A 25,885-nucleotide genomic window follows, 5' to 3' on the forward strand; every position below is an offset into this window, starting at 1 on the left:
TGACTGCACTTTAACCAAACCACCTGATCCGGCAATATTTTTAACTGGTATTCGATTAATTTTACCATGCAGAAACAAAATCTTACCACACACCCGTCCTGTTGTCTCCATATGTTCTGTAACACCAATCAACTGACGGAAAGATTAAATATGCGCCAGATTATTATTTTTCTTTTATTGTTTTTTACGGCCTTAATCTTGCACAACACAGCCAAAGCTCAGCCTAATCTGAATGAACCAGCTAATTTTGCTGCATTAAAGCAATCAGACAGCGGCTATCTGTTTAATACGCTTGCGTTTACTTCTGCAGACAGACAGCGTCATTACCGGGTTTATATAGCAGCCCCCGACCGCAGAGCTCCTGCAGAGGGTTTTCCTGCTTTCTATATTCTGGACGGAAATGCTGCACTGGATTTTCTGACGCCGGAAAATATGCGGGCACTGTCTGCACAGCCTCAACCTCCGGTGCTGGTACTGATTGGCTATGCCACAGATAAACGCTTTGATGCGCAGGCACGGGCCTACGATTACACCATTGCGCCGGACAATGACAATACCGATCCTCTTGATTCAACTAGAATAAACGGCGGGGCTGATATATTTCTGGATTTAATTCAGAATGAAATTATGCCGGCAGTAAATCAACAGGTTCGGATTAATCCCAATGCACAAACTCTGTGGGGGCACTCTTACGGCGGGCTGATGGTTATGCATACTTTGTTTACTCAGCCTAATCTTTTTCAGCACTATATTGCTGCCGATCCGTCCGTTTGGTTACACGGCGATTTGTTACAGCAGGAAGCTGAAACCATGCTTAAACGTCAGGTGGCTTTTTCCGGCAGCAGTCTGTGGGTTTTAAGCAGCAAACTCAAAGCCGGTAAATTACCGAAAAATCCTCAGGCGGCCGCACGTATCCGCATACGCAATGAGCATACAGCCAGATATGCCGGTCTGATTAACAAACTCATTAACGAATTAGAGCAAAAAACTGATTTAACTATCAGATATGAACACTATCCGCAGGAAAATCATGGCAGCCTGTTTGGCAAAAGCCTGCAGCAGGCATTATTTTATCCAGTAATCAGGCAATAAAATGAATAAACGTTCACCACATCAGGCTTATCTGACACGCGTTCAGGATATTATCGATCTGAGCCCGAATTTACGCCGGCTGGTTTTGCATAGTCCGGAGCTGACCGATTATCCGCATCAGTACAATGGTGCCCATATCAAAATATTTCTGGCACCGGATGGTCAGATAACACCACAATTACCCCAGTTTTCCGGTCATGGTTTTAACTGGGCTGAGCCGGATAATAAACCGATTGTGCGTACCTATACTATTCGCAATTATGATGCACAGTCGTGTACGGTAAGTATTGATTTTGTTAAACACGGAGACACCGGACCCGCTTCATCTTTTGCCGAGCATGCTCAGGCAGGAGATATTCTTGGAATCTCTTCCCCCGGCGGACCGAATCCAATGCTGAAAACAGCGTCACGCTATTTATTTGCCGGTGATATTACAGCTCTTCCGGCAATTGAATCTCTGCTAACAGATATTGCCGCTGATGCGAGCGGTGACGTTGTGCTGTTATTACCGCAGGCAGAAGATCTGCCTGCATCATTCCCGTTACCTGAAAAAATGCATCTGCATACCTTTTTTGGTGATTTGAGCCAGATTCCTGCTGTAGTAGAGCATATAAGCAGTTTTGCCCCGTTGAATGATGATGACTTTGCCTGGGTTGCCGGTGAAGCAGCACTGATTAAGCCACTGCGTGAATTGCTGCGTACACAGTGGCAATTACCGCCTCAGCGCCATTATGCCGTCCCCTACTGGCATCAGGGAGAAAATGAAGAAAGTTATCATGAAGCACGGCACAGATTTATTGATAAATAGATACCTGTTCAAGAAAATTAACTTTAGCCTTGTTCAGGCGGTATAATTAATGCAAACGATAATGATAGGAAATACTGAAAAATGATTAAATCTTGCTGGAAACCTCTTGCTTTGTCTGTTTTAACTTTGTCTCTGCTTTCTGCCTGTGGCGAAAAAACCAATGAGAATCACACTGCCAGTAATGCTTCGTCTGCTGCTGCAACTGCTGTTAACGGACCAACAGTGACAATAAATACTGCCCGCGGAGAAATAACCGTACCGGAGAATCCGTCTAAAGTTGTGGTATTTGATATGGCTACACTGGATGATTTACAGGCGTTGAAAGTGCCGGTTATTGGTGCCCCGAAAAAAGTGCTGGTACCGTATCTGCAGCAAACTCTGGAAACGGTAAACAATACCGGTACTTTATTTGAACCGGATATGGAAGCACTTAATGCACTGAAACCACAGCTTATTATTATCGCTGGTCGTACTGCTCCGAAATATGATGAACTCGCTGCCCTTGCTCCTACTATCGATATGTCTGACAGCGGACAGGATTTAATTGGCGATGGCATGAAAATGCTTGATAGCTACGGTAAGCTGTTTAAGAAAGAAGCTGAAGCGAAAAAATTGCATGATGATATTCAGAATCTGCTTAATGAAACCCAGCAGGCAGCCAAAGGCAAAGGCACTGGTCTGATTCTGATGGTTAATGCCGGCAAACTTTCAGCATTTGGTTCTTCCTCTCGCTTTGGCTGGATTCATACTCAGGTTGGCGTACCGGCTGCAGATACCAGCATTCCGGCTTCTCCGCATGGTCAGTCTGTCTCTTTCGAATACGTACAGAAAATCAATCCGGACTGGTTATTCGTTATTGACCGTACTGCTGCCATCGGTGAAGAAGGTAAAACCGCTCAGGCTGTACTGAATAATGATCTGGTACGTCAGTCTAAAGCATGGAAAGAAGGTCACGTTATTTATCTGAGCAGCGCATCTTATCTGGCCGCAGGCGGCGTACAGCAAATGAAAACTGATCTGACCAATATTAAAGCGGCAATGTCACACTAAGCCGGAGTTTTATTCACGATAATCAGGTTTCGCTATGCTGCATAAATATGCAGCATTAGCGCAAACCTGTTGTCTGTAATTTTTCTGTCATATGCTTCGTTCTTCTCAGATTAATGCAATCAATTTTTTGCTGTTACCTATTTTACTGATTATCAGCATTAGTATTGGTGCAGCTTCTTTTCATTGGGGTGATCTGTTTATCAGTAATGATACCCGTTCTTTGCTCTTGTATAGCCGTTTACCCCGTTCTCTGGCGATTATTCTCACCGGTGCCACACTGGCCGTAGCGGGTATGGTGTTACAGATAGTATTGCGCAATCGTTTTCTGGAACCGGGTATGGTTGGTGCTACCCAAAGTGCAGCACTTGGGGTATTACTGGTCTCCATCTGGTTGCCGCAGGCCAGTCAGCTGACCAAAATGAGCTGCGCCAGTCTGACTGCTTTGCTGGGGATGACGCTGTTTTTATTTTTATTTCGGCGTCTGCCTGCACACCGGCAACTGATGATTCCGCTAATCGGCATAATCTATGGCAGTATTATTGAAGCACTGGTGAATTTTATCGGTGTGGAAACCAATACCCTGCAATTGCTGGCGGTGTGGTTTGCCGGTGATTTTTCTGCAGTACTCGCCGGACGTTACGAATTGCTGTGGATTACCGGTCTGATGACATTAGTTATTTATTTTCTGGCTGACCGGCTTACCATTGCCGGACTGGGACAGAATATCAGCACCAGCCTCGGTATCAATTATGCACAAATGATGTGGATTTCCCTGATTACCGTAGCCATGATTACTGCCATTGTCGTGGTAACAGTCGGACAGATTCCTTTTATCGGGCTGGTAGTGCCTAATATTATTTCCCGACTGGCAGGTGACCGTTTACGTCAGAATCTGCCCGCAGTTGCACTCCTGGGTGCCAACGCTCTGCTGATCTGTGACATTATCGGCCGCACTATCGACCCGCCTTATGAAATACCGGTGTCTCTGATTTTCGGTATTGTCGGAACCGTGATTTTCCTGTATTTGCTGTTTAGAAAGCCTTCTGTACATGCAGTTTAATTCCATCATGCCGTCACACCGCTCCGGTGCACGTTTTTTCGGTGTGCTCGGTATTCTGTTAATTATTGCCAGTATTCTGTTTATGACATATGGCGTTAAAGGAAGCTGGGATTTTGTACTGCAACTGCGCGGTAAAAAGCTGCTGATGCTGCTTACTGTTGCCTACGCAGTTGGTGTATCCACTTTACTTTTCCAGACTCTGACCCATAACCCTATTCTTACACCGGGATTACTTGGCTACGATTCGCTTTATCTGTTGCTGCAAACCATTACTTTGTTTGTATTCGGTGCAGTAGGATTCACCAGTATGAGTGTGCTGAGCAAATTTGTTATCGAAGCACCAATAATGATGGTTGCCTCGCTCCTGCTGTTTCGTACTTTAACCCGGAACAGTAACGGTGATTTGGCCCGACTGATACTCACTGGTATGATTTTCGGAGTCATGTTTCGTAGTTTCAATAGTCTGCTGCAACGCCTGATTGACCCTACTCTGTTTACGGTTGCTCAAACCAGCTATTTTGCTCAGTTTACCTCCGTGAATGTCACCATGCTGATTATCGGCATGAGTATCATGCTGTTCAGTACAGTCTGGATCTGGCGGATGCGCTATCAGCTCGATGTTCTTATGCTCGGACGTAATGCCTCTATTGCACTGGGTATTAACTATGTACGGCTGAGCCACAGCATTTTGTTATGGATTGCTCTGCTGGTTTCGGTCTCCACTGCACTGGTCGGTCCGGTCAGTTTTTTCGGTTTACTGATATGCGCACTGGTTAATACCTGCACCCCCGATATGAAACATCAGCTGCGGCTGCCGGCAGCATTTCTGGTTGCGGCACTGGTATTGGTCAGCGGACAGCTGATATTTGAGCAGCTGCTTGGGATGCAGGGCGTACTGAGTGCCGTTATTGAATTTTGCGGCGGCATTGTGTTTCTGTGGCTGGTATTAAAACGCAAACGCTAGGCTGCAACAGTAGCTTTTTTATCATCACCATTTTTTGCACCGATTTAACCTGACTGCATTATGATTACCATAAAAAATGTTAACCACCACATCAACGGTACACCCATTCTCCGCGATATTAATCTTGATATTCCGGATAAAAGCATTACTGCGCTGATTGGTCCCAATGGTGCAGGTAAATCTACACTATTCTCGCTGATTGCCCGCCTGCAACCTTTACAGGAAGGCAATATCCATATTGATGACCTTGAAGTCAGCCACAGCAAATCAACTGCCATAGCCAAAAAACTGGCTATATTGTCGCAAGAGAACAACATACAGAGCCGTATTACCGTACGTGATTTATTACTGTTTGGCCGCTATCCGCATAATCAGGGACGCATCACAGCAGAAGACCAGCAAATTGTTGATCAGGCTTTACAGCGCTTTGAGCTGGAACCATTGCAACAGCGTTATCTTAGTGCACTTTCCGGCGGACAGCGCCAGCGCGCACTGGTAGCCATGACTTTCTGCCAGCAAACCAAACATGTTATTCTTGATGAACCGCTTAACAATCTGGATATGTATCATGCACGTGAGCTGATGCGTTTGTTACACCAGCTGACCAGCGAACAAGGTCTGGCTACCATTATGGTGGTTCACGACATCAACATGGCAGCAGCCTATGCTGATCATATTGTTGCTCTTAAAGACGGGCAGATTGTTATGCAAGGTACACCAGAAGATATTATTACTGTAGACCATATTCAAACCATATTTAATCTGGATACAGAAGTTGTCAGCCATAAAGGGAAACCTCTTGTTATCCATCACTTCTAGCAGGCTTTATTATGCAAAACAATAATACCCCCGGTTCACGCAAAATGACGGGGCTGATTACTGCCATGATTGCTTTGTTTGTCGTACTGGCTGCATGGTTTATCTGGCTGTTTTTGGGAGATGATGCAGCCGTACGGATGTCAATGGCACGGATTATGCTCATTTTTATGGGGCTGGTGTGTACTTTTCTGTTTGGCGTATTTATTATAATTGGCGCGAAAATCTGGCGCCGGCAACACCCGCATCACTAAAAACGCATAAATTCAAGGCCAAAAGCCAAACTGAAAGTTATGCTAATCCGCATAACTTAGTACCAGCGTGTTTATTAAAATAATTTTTCTGCTGCTTTCCTGCCCAGACTTAATAATTATTCCGCATAGCAATTAAAAATCTGTATTCTTATTATCTTGTTGTTCATCTATATCTTTATTTGATTCTGAGATATAAATCTGCCATGGAATGCCTGTAAAAAAGCAGTTTTGGCAGATTTGGTATAATACACATACTACTAATTTTCCGGCAATCTCTGTGCCATGTCTGTATACGAACTTAACCAAATCCTGAGTAAAGACCGCTATTACCTGTATCGAGCCTGCAAAAATCCTGCCCGTTTCGGTGGCGAGGAAAAAGTAAACAGCCGTTACCAGCGCTCTCATCAGGCTTATCTGCAACGTCTGGCCGGACTGCCTGTACCCGAATACGATAACACTTTACCTGTGCATGAAAGACGCGAAGAAATCAAGCAGGCAATCAGTCAGCATCAGGTCGTTATCGTTTGTGGTGAAACCGGTTCCGGTAAAACCACCCAGTTACCGAAAATCTGTCTTGAGCTTGGCCGTGGCGTAGCCGGACTGATTGGTCACACTCAGCCAAGGCGGCTGGCGGCACGCTCAGTAGCCGAACGAATTGCTGAAGAACTGTATAGCCGGATCGGACAGCATGTCGGCTATAAAGTGCGCTTCAATGATAAAACCGCGCCGGAAAGCTACATCAAACTGATGACTGACGGCATTTTGCTGGCAGAAAGCCAGACCGACCGCTTTCTCAGTGCTTACGATACCATCATCATTGATGAAGCGCATGAACGCAGCCTGAACATTGATTTCCTGCTTGGCTATCTCAAACAACTGCTGCCACGGCGCCCGGACCTGAAAGTCATTATTACCTCAGCTACGATTGATGCTGAACGTTTTAGTAAACATTTCACACAGAACGGTGTAGCAGCACCGGTGATTGAAGTATCCGGACGTACCTATCCGGTAGAAGTACGTTACCGTCCGCTGCACACCACAGATGCAGACGAAGCTGAAATAGAAATCAATGATGCCATCGTCGATGCCACAGATGAGCTGGCACGAGAAGGTGAAGGTGATATTCTGATTTTTCTGCCGGGTGAAAGAGAAATTCGCGAAGCAGCACATGCATTACAGCAATCACCTTTGCGTCGCAATGATGAGATTCTGCCTCTATTTGCACGCCTGTCAGCAGCCGAACAGCATAAAATCTTTCATCCCAATGGTCGTCAGCGGCGTATCGTACTGGCTACCAATGTTGCCGAGACCTCACTCACCGTACCCGGTATCCGTTATGTTATCGATACCGGACTGGCACGGGTTAAACGCTATTCAGCCCGAGCTAAAGTCGAACAACTACATATCGAACCTATCAGTCAGGCTGCGGCACGTCAGCGCGCCGGCCGTTGCGGTCGCGTTGCCGCCGGTATCTGTATACGCCTCTACAGCGAGCAGGATTTTAATCAGCGCCCTGCCTTTACAGATCCGGAAATTATCCGCAGTAATCTGGCGGCTGTAATCCTGCGCATGATCAGCCTGAAACTCGGCGATGTTAGTGCATTCCCCTTTCTCGAAGCACCTGACCAGCGCTATATCAATGACGGCTATCAGGTATTGCTCGAACTGGGCGCAGTAAATGAACATAATCAGCTAAGCAAACTTGGCGAACAAATGGCACGTCTGCCAGTAGACCCGCGTATCAGCCGCATGCTGCTGGCAGGGAAACGCTTGCAGTGCGTTGCCGAAATGCTGGTTATCGTGGCTGCGCTGTCGATTCAGGATCCGCGCGAACGACCACTGGAAGCTCGCGAAGCTGCTGCCAAAGCGCATGAACGTTTTAACGATAAGCAGTCGGATTTTCTCGCCTATCTGAATATCTGGGACTCCTATCAGCGCGAACGTGACAAAGGATTATCCAATCGTCAGATGGTGCAGTGGTGTCATCAATATTTTCTTTCTCATCTGCGTATGCGCGAATGGCGCGAGCTGCATCACCAGCTGGCACAGATTGCCATAGATATGGAACTTACCGATAAGGCCGGTGCTTACCGGCAATTACCAGACAATCATCCCCGTCCAGCCATAACTGACAGCAGTGATCAGGACTTATCCGCAAAACTCAAACAGCAGCAAATCGTCCGCCGACAGCAGCGTCAGCAACGGCAACAGGTAAAAGAAGCCAGCTACGAACAAATTCACCGTGCCCTGCTAACCGGACTAATAGCCAATGTCGGACTGAAAAGCCCCGAAGGCCACGACTATACCGGTGCACGAGGAATTCATTTTCACCTTTTTCCGGCATCCGCTCTGTTTAAAAGTAAGCCTAAATGGATTATTGCTGCTGAGCTAACCGAAACCTCACGACTTTATGCCCGTGATGTCGGCAAGATTGAACCGGAATGGATTGAAAGCGAAGTACCTCATCTTCTGCGCTATCATTATTTTGAGCCACACTGGGAACAGAAACGCGGTGAAGTGGTGGCCAGTGAACGCATTACTCTTTATGGTCTCACTGTTTTGCCTCGCCGCCCGGTCGCCTATGGGCGCATCAATGCCAAAGAAGCACGCGAAATTTTTATTCGCAGTGCACTGGTAGCACAGGAATGCGATCTTAAAGCAGCTTTTTTCCGGCATAACCATCAACTGATCGAAGAAATCACCGAACTGGAACATAAATCACGCCGGCAGGATGTACTGGTAGATGAAGAAGCACTGTTCAGTTTCTACGACCAGCGTTTGCCGGCAAATGTAGAAAACAAAGGCCGTATTCTACCGCTGGCCGATATCCGTACCTTTGAAATGTGGCGTAAACAAGCTGAGGCAGAAAATCCGAAACTATTGTATCTGAGCCGTGACGACCTGATGCAACATGCAGCCAGTAATGTTACTGAAAGCCAGTTTCCGGAATATCTTGATACTACAGATGGTCGCTGTGCGCTCAGCTACCGTTTCGAACCCCATCATCCATTTGACGGTGTCACTATAGCTGTGCCTCTGCCACTGCTTAACCGCATCAATGCATCCAGACTGGAATGGCTGGTTCCCGGCATGATTCGAGAAAAGCTGCAGTTACTGATAAAAGCCTTACCCAAACAAATTCGCCGTATCTGCGTGCCTGTACCTGATTTCATCACTACATTTCTCAGCAGTCATCCTGATATCAATGCGCCTTTACTGCCTCAGCTGGCACAGGCCATTGCCCGTCAGGCCGGAGACATGCGTCTGCTTAACCAGATAGACGTCGAACATTGGCAAACCCAGCAACTGCCGGCACATTGTTATTTCAATATTCAGGTGATTGATGACAGCGGCACAGAACTGGCCAGCGGTCGTGATCTTATCAGCCTGCAACAACAGCTCGGACAGGCGGCTGCGGTTACTTTCCGTGACAACAGTAATGAGTTTGAGCGAGATAACATTACCAGCTGGGATATAGGTAAACTACCGGAGAGCATCAAATTTGCCCGTGCTCAGCAACAGCTTACCGGCTATCTCGGCCTGCAACTGCAAAAAAACGGCAGTATTTCCCTGAGGCTGTTTGATACAGCGGCAGCTGCTGAACAGGCACACCGCAGCGGTGTACTTGCTCTGATGAGTCTGCAACTGAAAGAACAGGTTAAAGACCTAAATAAAGGTTTGCCCGACTTCACTCAAATCGCCATGCTGCTTAAACACCTGGGTACTGATACTTTGCGTGAAGACCTGACTCATGCCGTTTTGGATCGGGCTTTGATAGGTGAAGATGAACTACCGCGTGATGAAAAAGCTTTTAAAGAACAGATAAAACGTGCCCGCAGCCGTTTACCGGCAGTTAAAGAAGCTGTTAATCAATATGCTTTGCAAACAGCGCAGGCTTATACTGAAGTCAGCAGCCATCTGGGTAAACACCCGTTAACCCCGCTTCTGCGTGAGCATCTGAACAGTCTGGTTTATCCGGGTTTTGCCAGTGCTACACCATGGCAGCAGTGGCCGCGTCTGCCGGTTTATCTGCAAGCCATGCTCAGGCGTATGGATAAATATGGCAGTAATCCGGCACGTGATAATGCACGGGAAAACGACATTCAGGAACTTACTGATACCTGGCAAAAAAAAGTACAGCAATACCGGCAACAAAATCAGCCGGTACCTGCTGCCATTGCCGAATTCCGGTGGATGCTGGAAGAACTGCGCGTTTCTCTTTTTGCACAGGAGCTGAAAACACCCTATCCGGTTTCAGCAAAACGTCTGAGCAAAGAATGGGATAAACGCACGGCTATTTTATAAATGTACTCAATAAAACAGCTCTGTTCAGAAAAACAGAGCTGTTATCCCGTCCGTTTTACCGGCAGTTATGACACAGATTTCTATTTCTTTTCATCTGCCAACTCCTGGAAATCTTTATCTATATAACCGGGCAATCGAAATCTCACTTCGGCCGGGGGCAGCTCAATACCCATTTTCTGTGCCAGTAACTGCCCGTCAATATACTTATTTTCAAAAACCGGTACTGTTATTTCACCAAGAAAAACCATCAACTGTTCATAGGTTTGAAAACAGACAGCACACCAGTATTCACTGTCAGTCACTCTTTGTCTGAGCTGCGCAGGCATTTTTTTAACCTGTTGAAACTCTTCTTTCAGCCCTCTCATCTGCTCTAATGCATCTGCATCTGTATTCCTGTCAGCATGCTTTGAACATGAAACCGGGCCGGATTTACCTCTCTGCCTTCCTCTGTTATAAACAGATTGTGCAGATACTTTAATTTTCATTGTTTTATCTTTTTCCATTAGCACATTCCCAGCGATAAATTTCTAAATCACACAGCGGAAAATACTCCAGAATTTTTCGGTAATCCTTCGGATAGAGTTCTTTAACAGGTAACAAAAAACGTAAATCCAGACTATCAAATGAGCAGCCAAACACCCTGTAATCACTTCCCAGCCTGATGTTATGCTGCTTAAAACAGCGGAGCAAATCCCCTTTTTTCCAGTCCCATACTGGATAATACTGACTCTGACTCTTCACAATCGATCCGTGTCTCTGCATACTCAGGCGCTGTTTGGAACTATGTTCCACTCTGGTACCATTCGCTACCGGTGTATTGGACGGTAAATTAAATTTTCTGCACATCATCCGGCGGATATCGGCAAAATCAAAATTCACCAAATTTGCCTTATCAATCACAGATATATTAGATGGTGGCTGAAAAACATGTGCACTGAGCATCTGATACAGTACAGGATGCGGCAAACGGGTAATTTTGAAATTAAACTGGCGTTCATATAAATCAAGCTGTTCTTCTACAAATTCCAGCTCGGGCACCAGATACAAATAATAGGGATAAATCTTAGTAAAACTATCCCTGATTGCCAGATACGCAGCAACAGCATTCTTACCTGTGCTAAATGCCAGAATACTCTGACGATGATCACAGGCCACCTTCCGGACTGTTCTGGCTCCAGATAAAATAGCCATATTCGCAAAATTCCCTTATAAACCAATATTGCATAATCCAATCAGTATAGCCAAAATAAATTTAAATACTCAATATCTTACAATTACCCTAAAATATTAAAAAATATAAAAAATAGCTACATACTCATTAAAACAGCAATAAAAAAGCATAGCTAACCTTATTTGAATAAATTTATGTCTGGCATTCAGCTTATTATGCAAATAAATACCTAATGATATATCTGGTAAAGTTTTTGTTTCCTGCTTCAACCAGCTTCTTGACACTAAAAGCTATTTCCCAGCACATATTAATAAGTCAGCTTATATAAAAAAATTATAATAAAAATCAGTAATTTACAATATTAGACATTACATTAATTTCTGATTTAACATCATTCATAACACAGTTTTAAAAATATTTATATATATATCAAAACTATATTCAAAATATTTTGTATATTTCAGTAATAATAAGAAAATATTTGTAGACATAAATTAATTTGACTGATATTATTAATATCTGAATATCTAAGCTATTTATTTCCCTGACCCGGTCATTTTGTTTATAAGCTTTTCTCCTACATTCCGGCTTATAAATTTTTAAATGCCGGGTTCTTTTTTTATATATAGTCAGAAATCAATTTACATTACTAAAATTTTATTCTTTTTTATCTATTATCTATTCTATTTTTCTCACTTCATTAAAAACAGAATAAAAAAATTTCCTCATAAATAACTGTTAATTTTAAGTAAATTATTTGTGGTTTTTTTACAAATTAATCAAATTTTTATACTTTTGCTTTTTTATATAGGTATTACAATTTTCGAAGCAGGCATCAAATTCATCTTTACTGCTAAAGTCTTTTCTATCCAAATATATTAAACGTCTATATGATCTGATAGAGTTTTTTCTCTTTAAATACAAATAAATTCTATTGTGAAATTTAATCACTGAATAAAAATCCTGCCACTCAAAGTATGTCTTATTTCCTTTTTTTTCTTTTGTCAGGCACTCAGAAGTAATTTCAATAATATAATTGCCAAATCCTCCTATTTTTTCAAATTCATCCTTGATTTTAAATATCGGATAGAAAATAGTTATAATATTCAGAATTATCAGAGAAACTGTTATTCTATTTATATAAATATTATAAGCATCAATACCAATTACTATAATCAATATTGGAAGAGTCATAATAAAAGCATAAAAGGCTTTAGTATTTATTTTAATAATCATAGGATTAATCCGGTAAAAATAAATTTATAATTACTGATGTTTTACTTACCACTATATAAATTTTTTTTAACGTCTGATTTTTTCATTTTAGCCATTACATTATACATTTATTTGTTAACTTAACATCGACAATAAATCCTCAAGTCAGACAGCATTCTGTTAAATTAAAATTTTAATTTCTTAAAAAAAGGATTTTAGTTAACCTGAAATCCGGTTAATTATCCGTTTTACTACTTATCATAATCAGAAAGTGATTTTTAAGTTTGCCATTCCTGAATTACTGTGCCAGTGGCTGCCATTTTCATACTGATACTGAATACCTGCTTTCAGATTATGGCTGATCTGTACGTTTCCACCTACAGCAGCATTCCAGCGTGTTTTTGCTGAAGCCCATTTACCGGAACGTTCATTTCCGTGTATTCCGGCAAAACCTCCGCTCATTGCATATTCTCTGTCGCGAAAATCATGCTCAATACCCAGCAGTCCGAAAATATCAAACACAGTATCCCGTATACCAAAACGATATTGAGTAAGAATACTGGCCGAACCAGCTACAACACCTTTATTAAGCTTTCGGGCATATAAACCATAACCGTTTGCCCCGTCTTCACTAAAATGATTCTGTTGCAAATAATCATATCTCAAACCTAGCTGCGGTGTTAGGATCAATTGATTCAGATAAAATGCTTTACCTCCTTTAAAAGCCAGTTGCCATACGTTACCTTTGGCTTTTGCTCCCGTTGCTTCTGACGACTCACCCAGCCATATTCGCCGGTTGACATCATTGGAAAAACGGTTGTATCCAAAACTGCCGGATATGTAGGCACCGTTCCATCGGTCTGGCGCATAAAATGAACCAGCAATTAAACCATTGGTTTTAATATCAGCATTGCCATATTGTTCATTCCAGCCGGTATCTTGAAAAGTATAGGCCAGCGCTGCAGATAATCCGTTACCAAATTTTTTACTGATACCGAATATACCGCTATTAGTATTCTGTTTTCCTCTGACAACAGTGGGATTCCAGCGATTCTGTGAATGATTAAATTCCATAATCACATTAACCTCATCAGAGTTATTCTGAATTGATGACATAAAGTCACTATTCAGTTTTCCTAATGTCAGAGTGCTGACCATATTAGCGTTACTGTAAACCGCACCGGATAAAGAATATAACGACCGCCTTAAACTCTGAGCGGACTGTACATTCTGAATTCTGGCCGCACCATCGAATAATTCTTTATCCTGTTCACTATATTGGTCCGCCGCGGGTATACCATCCAGCTGGCTGAAAGCCGTATCCACAGCTCTGGCAGCGGACTCTATTGCCGGATCGGCAATACTGCGGGTTAACAGACCATTATCCATAACAGCTTTTTGTGCAGAAATACGAGTAATATCAAAATCTACGTTATTGTCATCGTAAACCGTTTTACCATCTAGCAGAATTCCACCGGAAAATTCAGTTGAGTCAAATTCACCCAAGCGTTTTTGTGCATTAATAACAGCTACTTTTATCCCTGTCTGAGGCACAAAACCGGCTTTAAGCGCATCGAAATATAATCTGCCGGCCAGACTGGCAGTACCATTGACAGTAGTTCGGCTACCAAGGCTGGTCTGAAAAGTACCCGCTGCCGTCTGGTTAAAACTACCATTAACAGTGGCATCCCGACTAATAAATGTACCTGAATTATCTACTGAACCAGTGAAGCCTTTAACCAGATAAACAGCATCTTTACCAATTTGCGTTGCAGACTGGCTACTGCCATTTACGGCCAGCGTACCGGAATTAATCTGCGTTTTACCCTGATAAGTATGATTACCCTGCAATATCAGTGTTCCGGTACCATCTTTGATTAGCCCGCCTTGCCCGCTGATATCATTACTGAATACATAGCTGCCGTCGGTTACATTTGCTGAGAAATCACCGAAGGCAAATTGTGCCGGTCCGTTAACCGCCTTACCAATATTCAGCAGTCCCCAGCCATATACCGAATCTACACCTTTAGCGCCCAGGTCAGTGGCCGTCGTCAGTAATGTGGTTCGTAAATTATTATTGGTCATCCAGGGATATTTTTGTTTAAGCAGTGCCGCAGCGGCAGTAACCTGCGGAGCAGAAAATGAAGTGCCTGTGATATAGGTTAGTGGCAATGCATTAATATCATCGCCGGGCTTTGCGTATAAATTAGCAATCTCATACTGATAATAAGCTACCATACACCAATTTTTAGTATCGCCGCATCTGTTGGAAGACTTTTGAATTGTATTATCGCTATTTACACCAGCAACAACGATCCAGCCTTTCTGCAATTCAGGTTCAATTAAAGGAAATAATGATTCAATACTGGGCTGACTTTGCCCATCATTGGCAGCTGCCCAAATAAACAGCATATCATCCCGAACCAGAGAAACAAAACGACCGATATAGGATGCAGATTTATCAGCAGGATTATTTGCATTTAAATAAGCTTTAGCTACATTAGTATACCATTGCTTATTACTATAGTAATTAGCGCCATAACTGTTATTGACGATTTTCACGCCAGCCTTATCAAGCGCGTTAAACGCATTTATGGTAGCCAGTAAATTGATTAATCCCGGCCCACGGCTATCTGTTGCACTGGCTGAATAAATTTGCACTTCCGGAGCAATTCCGATTTTTTTACCCCTGATATCTTTTCCGGCAATATTTAAAGCTACCGCATCACCATGCGGGTAAACATTACCATTATAAGGTGTCCCGAACTGTCCCAGATCAACAACATTGTCAGGTAAAGCCGGATGATTAACATCGACTGGCAAATCAACAATACCGACCTTCACCCCCTTACCATCCAGCCCCTGATCCCGTGCATCTTTCAGATTTAGCAGGTTAGCCTGTGTATTATCCTCACCGTATACACTGCGGGGATACTGATTTTTACTCAACGGAACTTTTATTGCTGATTCAGTACTGTCCATTCTCGACGGATTGGATGAAGGAACAGGAATATTATCAGCCGGATCTATCGGAGTCGGATCAACCGGCTCATGTTTGTCTGGATCTGGATTAACTGGAGGAGGAGTAACCGGAGGAGGAGTAACCGGAGGAGGAGTAACCGGAGGAGGAGTAACTGGTGAAGGCACATTCGGTGTATTTTCTCCGTCTCCCGGTGTCTGGTTTCCGGTACCGGGATCGGTTCCGCCCGGTTTACCGCCAGTTTCTGTAGAATTAGAATGAACACCACTGCCACCGCCACCACATGCCGTTAAAGCAAATGAAACAGCAATCACTATTGATTTAAGCATTAAAGCTGAATGTTTCATACTGGCTGTTCCTTTATCTTAATTTGAAAAATAAATATAAAAATTTAAATTTCATTTTTATTAATATTTCTTGATAACCTTAATGAACATTGATTTGCTTATTCAGTTCGGGTTTAGCATTCAGGCATGATACATGGTCTAAATTACTGATTTACTTGTCTATATGTTTATTAACCAAATAAGATTTTTTTTATCTATTTTAATATTTCGTACTATTATGTATTTAATTTTAGATTGGTAAATTACAAATAAATATACCAAATAAATAATTTATAGCTTTATTTACAATATTGATTTAAACCGGCGAAATACTGGCTCTGAAAGGCATTAATGCAGTATCTCATTAAAAAAAATAAAATTTTTACGCATAAAGAATAATATTTTTTAAATTTTTTACTCATAAAACATAAATATATGCTTTATAAATTAATTATATTTGACTTGATATATTAAATATTTAGAAGAAAACATTTAAATAAACAATATGCGATTAAATTCAGCTAATTATTACTTATATTAAAAATACTTTCATAGACAACAACTTATACAATCAGTTACCGTTATAAAAGGAACACAAGGCAACAAACCGTAACTTGTTTAGATAAATAAGGAGATAAGCATGAACAAACGCAAACCGCTAAAAAGAGATATTAAATTCAGCACAACTGAAGAATTAAGGGAAAATGCACGCAAAAATTATGAAGACGGACCGATTACTTCTACGTATGAGCTGGATGTAGAACGGGTAATCGAACTGCTTAATATAGCTTTGGCTTCAGAATGGGTGTGTGTACTGCGTTATCTGCGACATTACTACATGGCAACCGGCCTGTTTATGGATGCCGTTAAAGAAGAATTTATGGAACATGCAGAACAAGAACAAAAACATGCAGCTATGCTGGCTGAACGTATTACCCAGCTTGGCGGTGAACCGGATTTAAATCCGGATGTGTTTATTCAGCGTTCACCGACAGAATATATTGAGGGAGAAACTTTACGGGATATGGTAGAGTCAGATTTGATTGCAGAACGTATTGTGATTGATCTTTACCGGCAGGCCATTATGTATGTCAGCGATTATGACACCACTACTAAACGCATACTCGAACATATTCTTGCTGAAGAAGAAGATCATGCAGACGAATTATCCGACATGATGGAAGGTTTGGATGGCAAACCCGTATCAAAAAAAATAATTTAATAATTTAGTGGTTTAACATAAAAATCCGTAGTTAGTCTGCGGATTTTTTCAAACTGTTTTTCCGACTAATAGTGTATGTTTGAATTTTATATTTATTATTATTTCAAACTATCTATTATGACATAATTCTATTTATCTTTATAGCGATAAATCGCTCAAACTTGAGGCAAATTAATATTCCGACAAACCTTTTAAAGAAAATACTCAGGTAAATTGTGGTGTGAATCTCTTTGCACTACAATCATATTAAGAGGTTTCCAGAAATATATCTGGATTATTTTTCAATAGTTTATGGAGTAAACAACATGAAAGCAATGGTGTACTACGGAGCAGGTGACATTCGTTTTGAAGAACGTACTAAACCAGTTATTATCGAACCAACTGATGCAATCATTCGTTTAACCCGGACAACTATTTGCGGTACCGATCTGGGTATCTGGAAAGGAAAAAATCCAGAGATTGAACAAACCGCCATTCAAAAAGACGGTCAATTCAACGGTCGCATTCTCGGGCATGAAGGGATTGGTATTATTGAAGAAACAGGCAGTGCGGTTAAAAATTTTAAAAAAGGCGATAAAGTCATTATTTCCTGTGTCAGCCGCTGTGGTACTTGTGAAAACTGTCAGAAACAGCTTTATGCACATTGCCAGAGTGGTGGCGGCTGGATTATGGGCTACATGATTGATGGTACTCAGGCTGAATACGTACGTACTCCCTTTGCAGATAATTCACTTTACCGATTACCGGCAAATTTAAATGAAGATGTGGCCGTTTTGTTGTCAGATGCCTTACCTACTGCACATGAAATCGGTGTGCAATATGGTGATGTTAAACCCGGCGATACAGTAGCCATTGTCGGTGCCGGCCCGGTAGGAATGAGTTGTTTATTGACCGCACAACTATATTCTCCCTCCCAGATTATCATGATTGATATGGATGATAACCGCCTGCATATGGCAAAAGAGCTGGGTGCCACGCAAATCATTAATTCTGCCAGTGAAGACGCAGTAGCACGTGTTCTGGAGTACACCGGCGGCCGCGGAGTAGACTGCGCTATGGAAGCTGTAGGTCTTGAAGCCACATGGAATATCTGTCAGCGTGTGGTAAAAGAAGGCGGACACTTGGCTAACGTAGGTGTACATGGGCAGTCAGTCAACTTTGAGCTGGAAAAACTCTGGATTAAAAATCTTACCATTACCACAGGTCTGGTTAATGCCAATACTACCGGCATGTTGCTGAAAACCTGTTGCTCAGGCAAACTGCCGATGGAAAAGCTGGCTACACACCACTTCCACTTTAATGAACTGGAAAAAGCTTATGATGTCTTTAAGCATGCAGCAGATGAAAAAGCCATGAAAGTTATTATTGATTATTGAATACTGCCGATCAGATAACAGCTTTAAGTAAATCTGCCCTAATAAATAAAGCAGCCATTAAGGCTGCTTTATTTATTACTGTCTGTTTACAAAATGATTATCTCTTTAAATCCGCTGAAAAATCGAATATTCAGCAATTCTGTTATTTATCCGATTCGCCGTAGAATTTAAAATATCAGTTTATTCTTCTTCATCCTCATCTTCCTGCACGCTGACACTGTGTTCAATCAAACTGGGAACCACAAAAGAAGTGGCTAATGCATTTTTATTCTCAGAAAGATGTTGCAGATAAGCTTCATCAACATCACCCGTAATATAACGGCCGTCAAAGCAAGAACTGTCAAAACCTTCAATTTGCGGATTCAGCTTTAAAACTACCTCTTTTAAATCATCCAGATCCTGAAATACAACACCATCGGCACCAATTTCCGCAGCCACCTGCTCTGCATTACGCCGGTATGAAATCAATTCTTCCCGGGTTGGCATATCGATACCATAAACATTCGGAAACAATACAGCCGGCGCAGCAGAAGCAAAGTAAACTTTTATCGCTCCTGCTTCACGCACCATATCCACAATTTCCCGGCTGGTTGTACCACGTACAATAGAATCATCTACCAGCAGAACTTTTTTACCACTAAACTCATAATTCATCGGATTAAGCTTTTGCCGCACAGATTTTTTACGCACAGCCTGCCCGGGCATAATAAATGTCCGGCCGATATAACGATTTTTAAATAGTCCTTCCCGGTAAGGCTTATTCAAATGCAAAGCCAGCTCCATAGCACTGGGACGGCTGGTGTCCGGTACAGGCATAATTACATCAATGTCTGCTAAATCCAGTGTCCGTTTTACCTTTTCTGCCAGTGTTACCCCCATATTCAGACGAGCCTGATATACCGATACTCCGTCGATTACAGAGTCCGGGCGGGCAAAGTATACATATTCAAACAGACAGGGCATCAGATGAGGTTCCTGTGCGCACTGCTGTGAAAATAACTGGCCTTCATTACTGATAAAAATAGCTTCACCGGGTGCCACATCCCTTACCAGCTCATAATCCAGACTAGGGAAAACCACAGATTCAGAAGCAACGACATAATCTGTATGACCGTTCTCTTCCCTTTTACCCAGACACAGAGGCCGGATACCAAGTGGATCACGAAAAGCCAGTAAACCATAACCGGCAATTAATGCCACCACACCATACGCACCATGCACTCGTTTATGCAGTGCGGCCACAGCGGCAAAAATATCCGATAAAGCCAGTGCAGTACGATTCCCAACCTGATTTTCCAGCTCTCGTGCCAGTACATTAAGTAGCACTTCAGAATCAGAGCGGGTATTTACATGGCGTAATTCAGTAAAACAGACATTTTTAAATAACTCCTCGGTATTGGTCAGATTACCATTATGTGCCAGCACAATTCCGAAAGGGGAATTTACATAAAAAGGTTGCGCTTCAGCACTGCAATTGGCATTTCCGGCTGTCGGATAACGGACATGAGCAATACCAACATTACCTATCAGTTCTCGCATATTACGGGTACGGAATACATCACGTACCATACCGCGACCTTTATGCATGTGAAACATAGTACCCTCAGCGGTAACAATTCCGGCAGCATCCTGTCCGCGATGTTGCAGCATCTGTAAACCATCATACAAAAGCTGATTTACCGGTTCATGTGCCACAATACCCAATACACCACACATTACTTTCTCCATTCAAGACAAATAAATACGCGCGTTTTTTGTTATTAAAAACGCGCGTTGTATTCGGTTACTTATGTTCATGCTGTTATACCGATGGTGAATTCAGCTTATCAGCAAGAAAAGACGGCAGATAAGGCACCGCCACCATCGCCAGCCTTTCAAACATGCCTGCTGTAAATGAATCCCGCCACACAGGAGATTTCGGCAAATCAGTAAAAGAACATATCAGCACCACTAAAGTGACAATAATAATTCCTTTAATCGCACCGAAACAGGCGCCCAGCATACGGTTAACTCCGCCAAGCCCGATCGATTTCAATGCTGAAGTAATCACTGTGCGCATCAGACGCTGAATAATCCACAAAACACCGAATACCATCACATATGATAATGAAACAGCCAATGCCCGTGGCTGCATAGTCGTAAAAGCCATATCAGCCACAGGTGCGGCCAGCAACTTGGCTCCGACAAATGCAACCACCCAGCATAACAGTGAAGCTATTTCGCCCACCAGCCCGCGCATCATAGCAACCAAAGTTGTTAACAATATCAGGCCGAGAGCCAGCACATCAAAAAGGGTCATGCAATACCAACTTCCTATAAACCAATTACCAGTCCGTCCAGTCCTGCAGCATGCACTTTATCCAGATTTTGCAAAGCCTGACTGCGATTATTATAAACCTGGCTGCGTACCCGATACAGTGTGCCTTTACTAGTCTGACTTTTACTGATACTGGTAGTGACACCGGCAACAGACAGTCTTTGCTGTACCAGATTGGCCTGCGCCTCAGTGGTATAGGCACCAATCTGAATCACCGTTCGTTCAACAGGCGGTTTATTATTGCTACTGGTAGCATTGCCTCGATTCTGACCGGAAGCAGAATTTTTAGACACCGTACCGGCTGCTTTATTTTCCAATATCTGCTGCGGTGTCAGCTTACCGCCTGCCGTATTATTTGCCGGTTTTGCTGTCGATGCCGGTTTTACGGGTACTGGATTTTTATTTATTGGTTTAGGTGTTGCAGACACAGGTTTTTTTTCTGTATTAGCAACTTCGCTTCTGTTTTTTACTACAGGTGTAGTATCAACTGTACTGGCTGGTGTTTTATTCACCGGCTTTACTGTTACAGGTTCAGTTTTAGGGCGGTTACTGCTTACCGTATTAACAAGAACCTGTTTAGTTTTTTCTGTTGTTTCTACCGGAGTTCTGTTGATAACCGGTTTTGGTTTAACAACTGGTACTGCTTCAGTATGTACTTGTTGTCTGTTATTTTTTTCAACAATCTTTCTTTCAGAAGACGGTTTGATACCTGCTGAATCAGTATCATTCGGCCGTCGCTCTGACGGTACCGGAGTTTTTACCGGTGTATTATTTATTTTAGCCGGCAAGACAGGTTTAGGATGTGTTGTTTCTTCACGCATCACAGGTCTGGATATACTGTTTTCCTGTTTATGTTCAGATGCCGCAGATGCATTACCCGAACCGACAGTTGTATTTACCGCAGATGATCTTGCCGCCGTTACCGGTTCCAGTACTATAGCTGAAGCAGACTGTGCCTGCGCAACACTCGCCTGAGACACCATACCTGCTGTGCCAGAAGCTGTTTCTGACGAAGCAGTTCTGACTTCAAGCTGCGGTGCCGGTACAGACTGAGGCGTACGACGGCTCAGCATAATAACCAGCAATATAGCAGCAATAACTACCATAATTAATGCACCTACCAAACGGCGCCTGTTGCGCCGTTTCAGCTGTTCATAATTTTCCTGTGCATTCATTAATCACTAACTCCTCTGACCTTATCGTTTCTATTTTCAGAATTTACCTTGAAGATAAATCTATTATTTCTGCTACTGTATGAAACGAACCAAATACAACGATTCTATCATTCTCACCGGCCTCTGATAAAGCAGCCTGATAAGCTTCTTTAACATCAGGATAAGCTGTCACAGCAGTAATATTATGCTGAATAAATTTTTCTTGTAAAGCCTGTATAGTCATACCGCGTGGCAAAGCAAGCGGAGCTATCAGCCAGCAATCAAACTGATCTTTAATAATTTCCAGAACCGCATCAATGTCTTTATCAGCCAGCATACTGAATACAGCCATACGTTTTTCTGCATAGGGTAAAGCAATCAAACTGCTGCGCAATGCCCTTGCTGCATGAGGGTTATGCCCCACATCCAGTACCGTAACCGGTCGTCCGGGTAACACCTGAAATCTTCCCGGATGGCGTACGCGCAACAATCCGCGTTTAATTGCACCAATATCCAGAGGCAAACGTTCAGACAAACATTCCAGCACAGTTAATGCACAAGCTGCATTACTAAGCTGAAAATTACCGCGCAATACAGGTATCGGTAAAGCATGACGGGCATGCTCACCTGTATACAAACTACTTTTCTGCGGATGAAAACGATACGACCACTGCTGCATTTCCATCTTATGGCAATCAAAATCTCGACCAAGCAAAAGTAAATCTGCCCCCACCTCTGCAGCATGCGATGACAGACTGTGCGGTACAGGAATCTGAGCACAAATTACAGGCTTTCCAGCACGCATAATGCCTGCTTTTTCAAATGCCACTTTTTCTACTGTATCACCAAGAAATGCCTCATGATCCAAATCAACACTGGTAATCACCGCCACATCGGCATCAAATATATTGACAGCATCCAGCCGCCCGCCCAGCCCTACTTCCAGTATCATTACGTCTACCTGCTGGCGTATAAATACATCTACGGCAGCCAGCGTATTAAACTCAAAATAGGTTAACGGTATCTCAGCCCGTGCTGTCTCTATATGCTCAAACGCACTGACAATCAAATCATCAGCAACAGCTTCACCATTAATCGCAATACGTTCATTAAAACGTAACAAATGCGGGCTGGTTAAGGTACCAACCCGATAACCGGCTTCATGATAAATCTGTGTCAGATAAGCGCACACCGAACCCTTACCATTGGTTCCGCCAACAACAATCAGCGGACATACCGGCTTTAAACCCATCCGGTCACGGACAGCGCCTACCCTGGCCAGCCCCATTTCAATTTCGCCGCCGGCCACACCATTTTCCAAATGTTGCAGCCATGAAGACAAACCAGTTGCATGAAATTTTTCTGCCATTATTTTAATTCTTATCCTTCAGCCTGAGCCTGCGGATTACCTTATTCAAGATTGATTGCCTCAAAACAGATTGTGTATTGTTTGGCTGACACCAACGTACCCATACTTGTAATCTTCGCCATGCCTGCGCATCGGTCATATCCGGTAGCAAAAGCTGGTATACGCAGCCGCGCGAAGTTTGCCAGTGTAAAGCCATCATATTTGCTCTGATAACAATACCACTGCAACACAGTTTAGCCGGTACTGCAGCTTTGCCCTGTGTAAATAGCAGTGAAGCCTGCCCCTGTGGACTGATTTCAATTTTTTTGACTCTACCTTGCCGCAAGCCATAACTTGCCCATAATGCAGATAATAACCATGCCAGCAGCCATACCAGACACAACCAGCCTGTGCTGTAGAACACAATAGCCACTAGTGTCAGTACATGCATAATCACCGCCAGATAAAAAGCACATCGGGATGGCTTCAGCCGCACAACACACGCCATCATCAGATACTAAACCTGTTCTTCACCATATACCGGAGATATATGTATATTTGTATCTACCAGATCCAGTACCATATCATGTACTTCTACTGTAAAAAAATTCCAGAACTGATCAATATCCAATACCGGCCACAGCTTACGCTCAACCTCCCATGCAGACAGCTCTGCCTCAAAAATCAGATTAAAGCGTTCACCAATATAACCAATGACCTGTTCCGGAGTTTCAAATTCCGGTACCAGCAATGTAGTACAATTACTCTGTAGCTGTGACAAAGTTAACTCAGGCAAATCATCACTGGTACTTTTCAGCCAGTCGAGAAAAGCCTGAGCAGGTTTCAGCACAACAGCACTGCGATCAACAAAATACATGCCCTATCCTTACTAATATTACTGAATAACCATATTGTACTGTAAACGTTCAGCGATAGCGTATATTTACCGCCCCGCAATTTTTAATTACCGTACAATCAGCTTATAGTGTCTACAGAGTTAACTGCCATGCCTCACACCATTCATCTAGCCCGGTTTCAGCAAATCCTTACGCCTGATGAAATCCTCACTGACAATCAGCTTATCGAACCGTTTTGTACCGACCAGCGCGGCCGTTATCATGGACAGGCTTTTGCAGTATTACAACCGCATACCGTTAGCGCTGTACAGGAGATTATGCGCTATTGCCATCAGCAGCATATTCCTGTTACTCCGCAAGGCGGAAATACCGGCTTGTGCGGCGGTGCTACACCGCATGCTTCTGTTGCCGGTAAAGGAATTATCCTTTCGTTAAGTAAACTTAACCGCATGCGCAAACTCAATCTGGCTGACAACACCATTACCGTAGAAGCCGGCATGATACTCGCTGAAGTACAGAAAATCGCTCAAACTGCCAATCGCTATTTTCCCCTGAGTCTGGCCAGTGAAGGCTCCTGTCAGATAGGTGGAAATATTGCCTGTAATGCCGGCGGTCTGAATGTAGTGCGTTATGGCACAATGCGTGATCTGGTACTGGGTCTGGAATATGTCCTGTCTGATGGCGAACTGGTCAGTCACCTGTATCCACTGCATAAAAACACCAGTGGCTATGAAATGCGTCAGCAAATCATTGGCAGTGAAGGCACACTGGCGATTATTACCGCAGCCACACTAAAACTGTTTGCTCCGCCGCAAAGTGTATTAACAGCATGGATTGGCGTAGACAATATTCACGCTGCCACCAGTCTGTTAGCCGCACTGAAAAATCACTTTGCCGAGCGCCTGTCCAGCTTTGAACTAATCAGTCAGGCGGCTCTGAGTTTGTCAGCCAGCTATAGTCAGTTACGCGAACCAACTCATGCGAGCTGGCATATTCTGGTAGAACTGAGCGATAGCCTGCCGGCACAAAATTTAACCGATCCCTTAATCAGCGTACTGGAACAAGGTAACTGGCTTAATACAGTTATTGCTCAGTCTGAAACAGAACGTCAGCATTTATGGAGCTTGCGTGAAAACATATCTGCTGCACAACGCAGCCTCGGAGCTAGTATTAAGCATGATATTGTCGTTCCGATAGAACATGTTGCTGACTTTGTCGAAAACTGCCAGCAACAACTGATTAAAACCTTTCCGCAAACCAAGACCATTTTATTCGGCCATCTCGGTGATGGCAGTCTGCATTACAACGTTTTTATTGCCGATATTATGAATAATGATGTTTATCAATATGAAGAAAACATCAATAAAGTCGTATATGAACAGGTATTAAACTACCATGGCAGTATAGCTGCCGAACATGGCATTGGTCAGTTAAAAAATCAGTGGCTGCCACGTGTTCGCAGTAATGCAGAAATCAAATGGATGCAGGCACAAAAACACAGCCTCGACCCTGAAGGTATCCTGAATCCCGGAAAAGTTTTACCTGTGCATACGTGATATAGTAAGCATTT

21 protein-coding genes are annotated in these 25,885 nt (G+C 43.1%); 11 read left to right on the forward strand and 10 right to left on the reverse strand.

Features of this window, described 5'->3' with window-relative positions:
• The first annotated feature begins 150 nt into the window (after positions 1–150).
• The 8 genes from SALWKB2_RS07840 (at position 151) to hrpA (ending at position 10,349) form a co-directional block, all read left to right on the forward strand.
• The gene (locus SALWKB2_RS07840; protein ID WP_025331120.1) at positions 151–1,092 is read left to right on the forward strand and encodes an alpha/beta hydrolase; all 942 of its coding nucleotides are present in this window, start codon (positions 151–153) and stop codon (positions 1,090–1,092) included.
• Between the two features lies 1 nt (position 1,093).
• Complete coding sequence (locus SALWKB2_RS07845) at positions 1,094–1,900, forward strand: siderophore-interacting protein (protein WP_025331121.1); 807 nt, start codon at positions 1,094–1,096, stop codon at positions 1,898–1,900.
• Positions 1,901–1,981: 81 nt separating this feature from the next.
• Positions 1,982–2,950, forward strand: a complete 969-nt coding sequence (locus SALWKB2_RS07850; RefSeq protein ID WP_025331122.1) for a siderophore ABC transporter substrate-binding protein — start codon at positions 1,982–1,984, stop codon at positions 2,948–2,950.
• A 91-nt stretch (positions 2,951–3,041) separates the two neighbouring features.
• Complete coding sequence (locus tag SALWKB2_RS07855) at positions 3,042–4,010, forward strand: ABC transporter permease (RefSeq protein WP_025331123.1); 969 nt, start codon at positions 3,042–3,044, stop codon at positions 4,008–4,010.
• A gap of 7 nt (positions 4,011–4,017) precedes the next feature.
• Positions 4,018–4,974 (forward strand): iron chelate uptake ABC transporter family permease subunit, encoded by a 957-nt coding sequence (locus SALWKB2_RS07860; protein WP_051506563.1) that lies wholly within the window; start codon positions 4,018–4,020, stop codon positions 4,972–4,974.
• Positions 4,975–5,034: 60 nt separating this feature from the next.
• Entirely contained in the window at positions 5,035–5,793 is a 759-nt protein-coding gene (locus SALWKB2_RS07865) for an iron ABC transporter ATP-binding protein (protein ID WP_025331125.1), read from the forward strand.
• An 11-nt stretch (positions 5,794–5,804) separates the two neighbouring features.
• The gene (locus tag SALWKB2_RS07870; RefSeq protein WP_025331126.1) at positions 5,805–6,044 is read left to right on the forward strand and encodes a hypothetical protein; all 240 of its coding nucleotides are present in this window, start codon (positions 5,805–5,807) and stop codon (positions 6,042–6,044) included.
• Positions 6,045–6,326: 282 nt separating this feature from the next.
• Entirely contained in the window at positions 6,327–10,349 is a 4,023-nt protein-coding gene (gene hrpA, locus SALWKB2_RS07875; protein WP_025331127.1) for an ATP-dependent RNA helicase HrpA, read from the forward strand.
• Between the two features lie 80 nt (positions 10,350–10,429).
• On the opposite strand, the gene SALWKB2_RS11700 is transcribed toward hrpA, so the two are convergent.
• From SALWKB2_RS11700 to SALWKB2_RS07895, 4 genes are all read right to left on the reverse strand, one after another.
• Positions 10,430–10,852, reverse strand: coding sequence for a hypothetical protein (locus tag SALWKB2_RS11700; protein ID WP_025331128.1), 423 nt, complete (start codon positions 10,850–10,852; stop codon positions 10,430–10,432).
• Positions 10,839–11,540, reverse strand: coding sequence for a hypothetical protein (locus SALWKB2_RS07885; protein ID WP_025331129.1), 702 nt, complete (start codon positions 11,538–11,540; stop codon positions 10,839–10,841). The genes SALWKB2_RS11700 and SALWKB2_RS07885 overlap by 14 nt, the downstream gene beginning before the upstream one ends.
• Before the next feature lie 748 nt (positions 11,541–12,288).
• Positions 12,289–12,756, reverse strand: a complete 468-nt coding sequence (locus SALWKB2_RS07890) for a YcxB family protein (protein ID WP_025331130.1) — start codon at positions 12,754–12,756, stop codon at positions 12,289–12,291.
• Positions 12,757–12,999: 243 nt separating this feature from the next.
• Entirely contained in the window at positions 13,000–16,062 is a 3,063-nt protein-coding gene (locus SALWKB2_RS07895) for a S8 family serine peptidase (RefSeq protein WP_025331131.1), read from the reverse strand.
• 619 nt (positions 16,063–16,681) lie between these two features.
• Here SALWKB2_RS07895 and SALWKB2_RS07900 point away from each other — a divergent pair.
• Together SALWKB2_RS07900 and SALWKB2_RS07905 are read left to right on the forward strand one after the other, a co-directional pair.
• Positions 16,682–17,263, forward strand: coding sequence for a ferritin-like domain-containing protein (locus SALWKB2_RS07900; RefSeq protein ID WP_025331132.1), 582 nt, complete (start codon positions 16,682–16,684; stop codon positions 17,261–17,263).
• 305 nt (positions 17,264–17,568) lie between these two features.
• The gene (locus SALWKB2_RS07905) at positions 17,569–18,639 is read left to right on the forward strand and encodes a zinc-dependent alcohol dehydrogenase family protein (RefSeq protein ID WP_025331133.1); all 1,071 of its coding nucleotides are present in this window, start codon (positions 17,569–17,571) and stop codon (positions 18,637–18,639) included.
• A 180-nt stretch (positions 18,640–18,819) separates the two neighbouring features.
• Here SALWKB2_RS07905 and purF read toward each other — a convergent pair whose 3' ends face one another.
• The 6 genes from purF to SALWKB2_RS07935 form a co-directional block, all read right to left on the reverse strand.
• Positions 18,820–20,355 (reverse strand): amidophosphoribosyltransferase, encoded by a 1,536-nt coding sequence (purF, locus tag SALWKB2_RS07910; protein WP_025331134.1) that lies wholly within the window; start codon positions 20,353–20,355, stop codon positions 18,820–18,822.
• A gap of 85 nt (positions 20,356–20,440) precedes the next feature.
• Entirely contained in the window at positions 20,441–20,938 is a 498-nt protein-coding gene (locus SALWKB2_RS07915; protein ID WP_025331135.1) for a CvpA family protein, read from the reverse strand.
• 14 nt (positions 20,939–20,952) lie between these two features.
• Positions 20,953–22,131, reverse strand: coding sequence for an SPOR domain-containing protein (locus SALWKB2_RS07920; RefSeq protein WP_025331136.1), 1,179 nt, complete (start codon positions 22,129–22,131; stop codon positions 20,953–20,955).
• 43 nt (positions 22,132–22,174) lie between these two features.
• A complete protein-coding gene (gene folC, locus SALWKB2_RS07925; protein WP_025331137.1) occupies positions 22,175–23,479 on the reverse strand; it encodes a bifunctional tetrahydrofolate synthase/dihydrofolate synthase in 1,305 nt (434 codons plus the stop codon).
• Between the two features lie 4 nt (positions 23,480–23,483).
• Entirely contained in the window at positions 23,484–23,969 is a 486-nt protein-coding gene (locus SALWKB2_RS07930; RefSeq protein WP_025331138.1) for a protein YgfX, read from the reverse strand.
• A gap of 6 nt (positions 23,970–23,975) precedes the next feature.
• On the reverse strand, positions 23,976–24,335 hold the full coding sequence (locus SALWKB2_RS07935; protein WP_025331139.1) for a hypothetical protein: 360 nt from the start codon (positions 24,333–24,335) through the stop codon (positions 23,976–23,978).
• A 129-nt stretch (positions 24,336–24,464) separates the two neighbouring features.
• Here SALWKB2_RS07935 and SALWKB2_RS07940 point away from each other — a divergent pair, with 129 nt between their 5' ends.
• Positions 24,465–25,871, forward strand: a complete 1,407-nt coding sequence (locus SALWKB2_RS07940; RefSeq protein WP_025331140.1) for an FAD-binding oxidoreductase — start codon at positions 24,465–24,467, stop codon at positions 25,869–25,871.
• The last annotated feature ends 14 nt before the right edge of the window (positions 25,872–25,885 follow it).

This window comes from Snodgrassella alvi wkB2 (assembly GCF_000600005.1).
GTDB classification, from domain to species: Bacteria; Pseudomonadota; Gammaproteobacteria; order Burkholderiales; family Neisseriaceae; genus Snodgrassella; species Snodgrassella alvi.

Coding starts and splice junctions, on each gene's coding strand:
- SALWKB2_RS07860 (WP_051506563.1), top strand. CDS start 4,018: ATGCCGTCACACCGCTCCGGTGCACGTTTTTTCGGTGTGCTCGGTATT.
- SALWKB2_RS11700 (WP_025331128.1), bottom strand. CDS start 10,852: ATGGAAAAAGATAAAACAATGAAAATTAAAGTATCTGCACAATCTGTT.
- SALWKB2_RS07920 (WP_025331136.1), bottom strand. CDS start 22,131: ATGAATGCACAGGAAAATTATGAACAGCTGAAACGGCGCAACAGGCGC.
- SALWKB2_RS07865 (WP_025331125.1), top strand. CDS start 5,035: ATGATTACCATAAAAAATGTTAACCACCACATCAACGGTACACCCATT.
- purF (WP_025331134.1), bottom strand. CDS start 20,355: ATGTGTGGTGTATTGGGTATTGTGGCACATGAACCGGTAAATCAGCTT.
- SALWKB2_RS07905 (WP_025331133.1), top strand. CDS start 17,569: ATGAAAGCAATGGTGTACTACGGAGCAGGTGACATTCGTTTTGAAGAA.
- SALWKB2_RS07915 (WP_025331135.1), bottom strand. CDS start 20,938: ATGACCCTTTTTGATGTGCTGGCTCTCGGCCTGATATTGTTAACAACT.
- SALWKB2_RS07885 (WP_025331129.1), bottom strand. CDS start 11,540: ATGGCTATTTTATCTGGAGCCAGAACAGTCCGGAAGGTGGCCTGTGAT.
- SALWKB2_RS07870 (WP_025331126.1), top strand. CDS start 5,805: ATGCAAAACAATAATACCCCCGGTTCACGCAAAATGACGGGGCTGATT.
- hrpA (WP_025331127.1), top strand. CDS start 6,327: ATGTCTGTATACGAACTTAACCAAATCCTGAGTAAAGACCGCTATTAC.
- SALWKB2_RS07855 (WP_025331123.1), top strand. CDS start 3,042: ATGCTTCGTTCTTCTCAGATTAATGCAATCAATTTTTTGCTGTTACCT.
- SALWKB2_RS07930 (WP_025331138.1), bottom strand. CDS start 23,969: ATGATGGCGTGTGTTGTGCGGCTGAAGCCATCCCGATGTGCTTTTTAT.
- SALWKB2_RS07935 (WP_025331139.1), bottom strand. CDS start 24,335: ATGTATTTTGTTGATCGCAGTGCTGTTGTGCTGAAACCTGCTCAGGCT.
- SALWKB2_RS07890 (WP_025331130.1), bottom strand. CDS start 12,756: ATGATTATTAAAATAAATACTAAAGCCTTTTATGCTTTTATTATGACT.
- SALWKB2_RS07900 (WP_025331132.1), top strand. CDS start 16,682: ATGAACAAACGCAAACCGCTAAAAAGAGATATTAAATTCAGCACAACT.
- folC (WP_025331137.1), bottom strand. CDS start 23,479: ATGGCAGAAAAATTTCATGCAACTGGTTTGTCTTCATGGCTGCAACAT.
- SALWKB2_RS07940 (WP_025331140.1), top strand. CDS start 24,465: ATGCCTCACACCATTCATCTAGCCCGGTTTCAGCAAATCCTTACGCCT.
- SALWKB2_RS07840 (WP_025331120.1), top strand. CDS start 151: ATGCGCCAGATTATTATTTTTCTTTTATTGTTTTTTACGGCCTTAATC.
- SALWKB2_RS07845 (WP_025331121.1), top strand. CDS start 1,094: ATGAATAAACGTTCACCACATCAGGCTTATCTGACACGCGTTCAGGAT.
- SALWKB2_RS07850 (WP_025331122.1), top strand. CDS start 1,982: ATGATTAAATCTTGCTGGAAACCTCTTGCTTTGTCTGTTTTAACTTTG.
- SALWKB2_RS07895 (WP_025331131.1), bottom strand. CDS start 16,062: ATGAAACATTCAGCTTTAATGCTTAAATCAATAGTGATTGCTGTTTCA.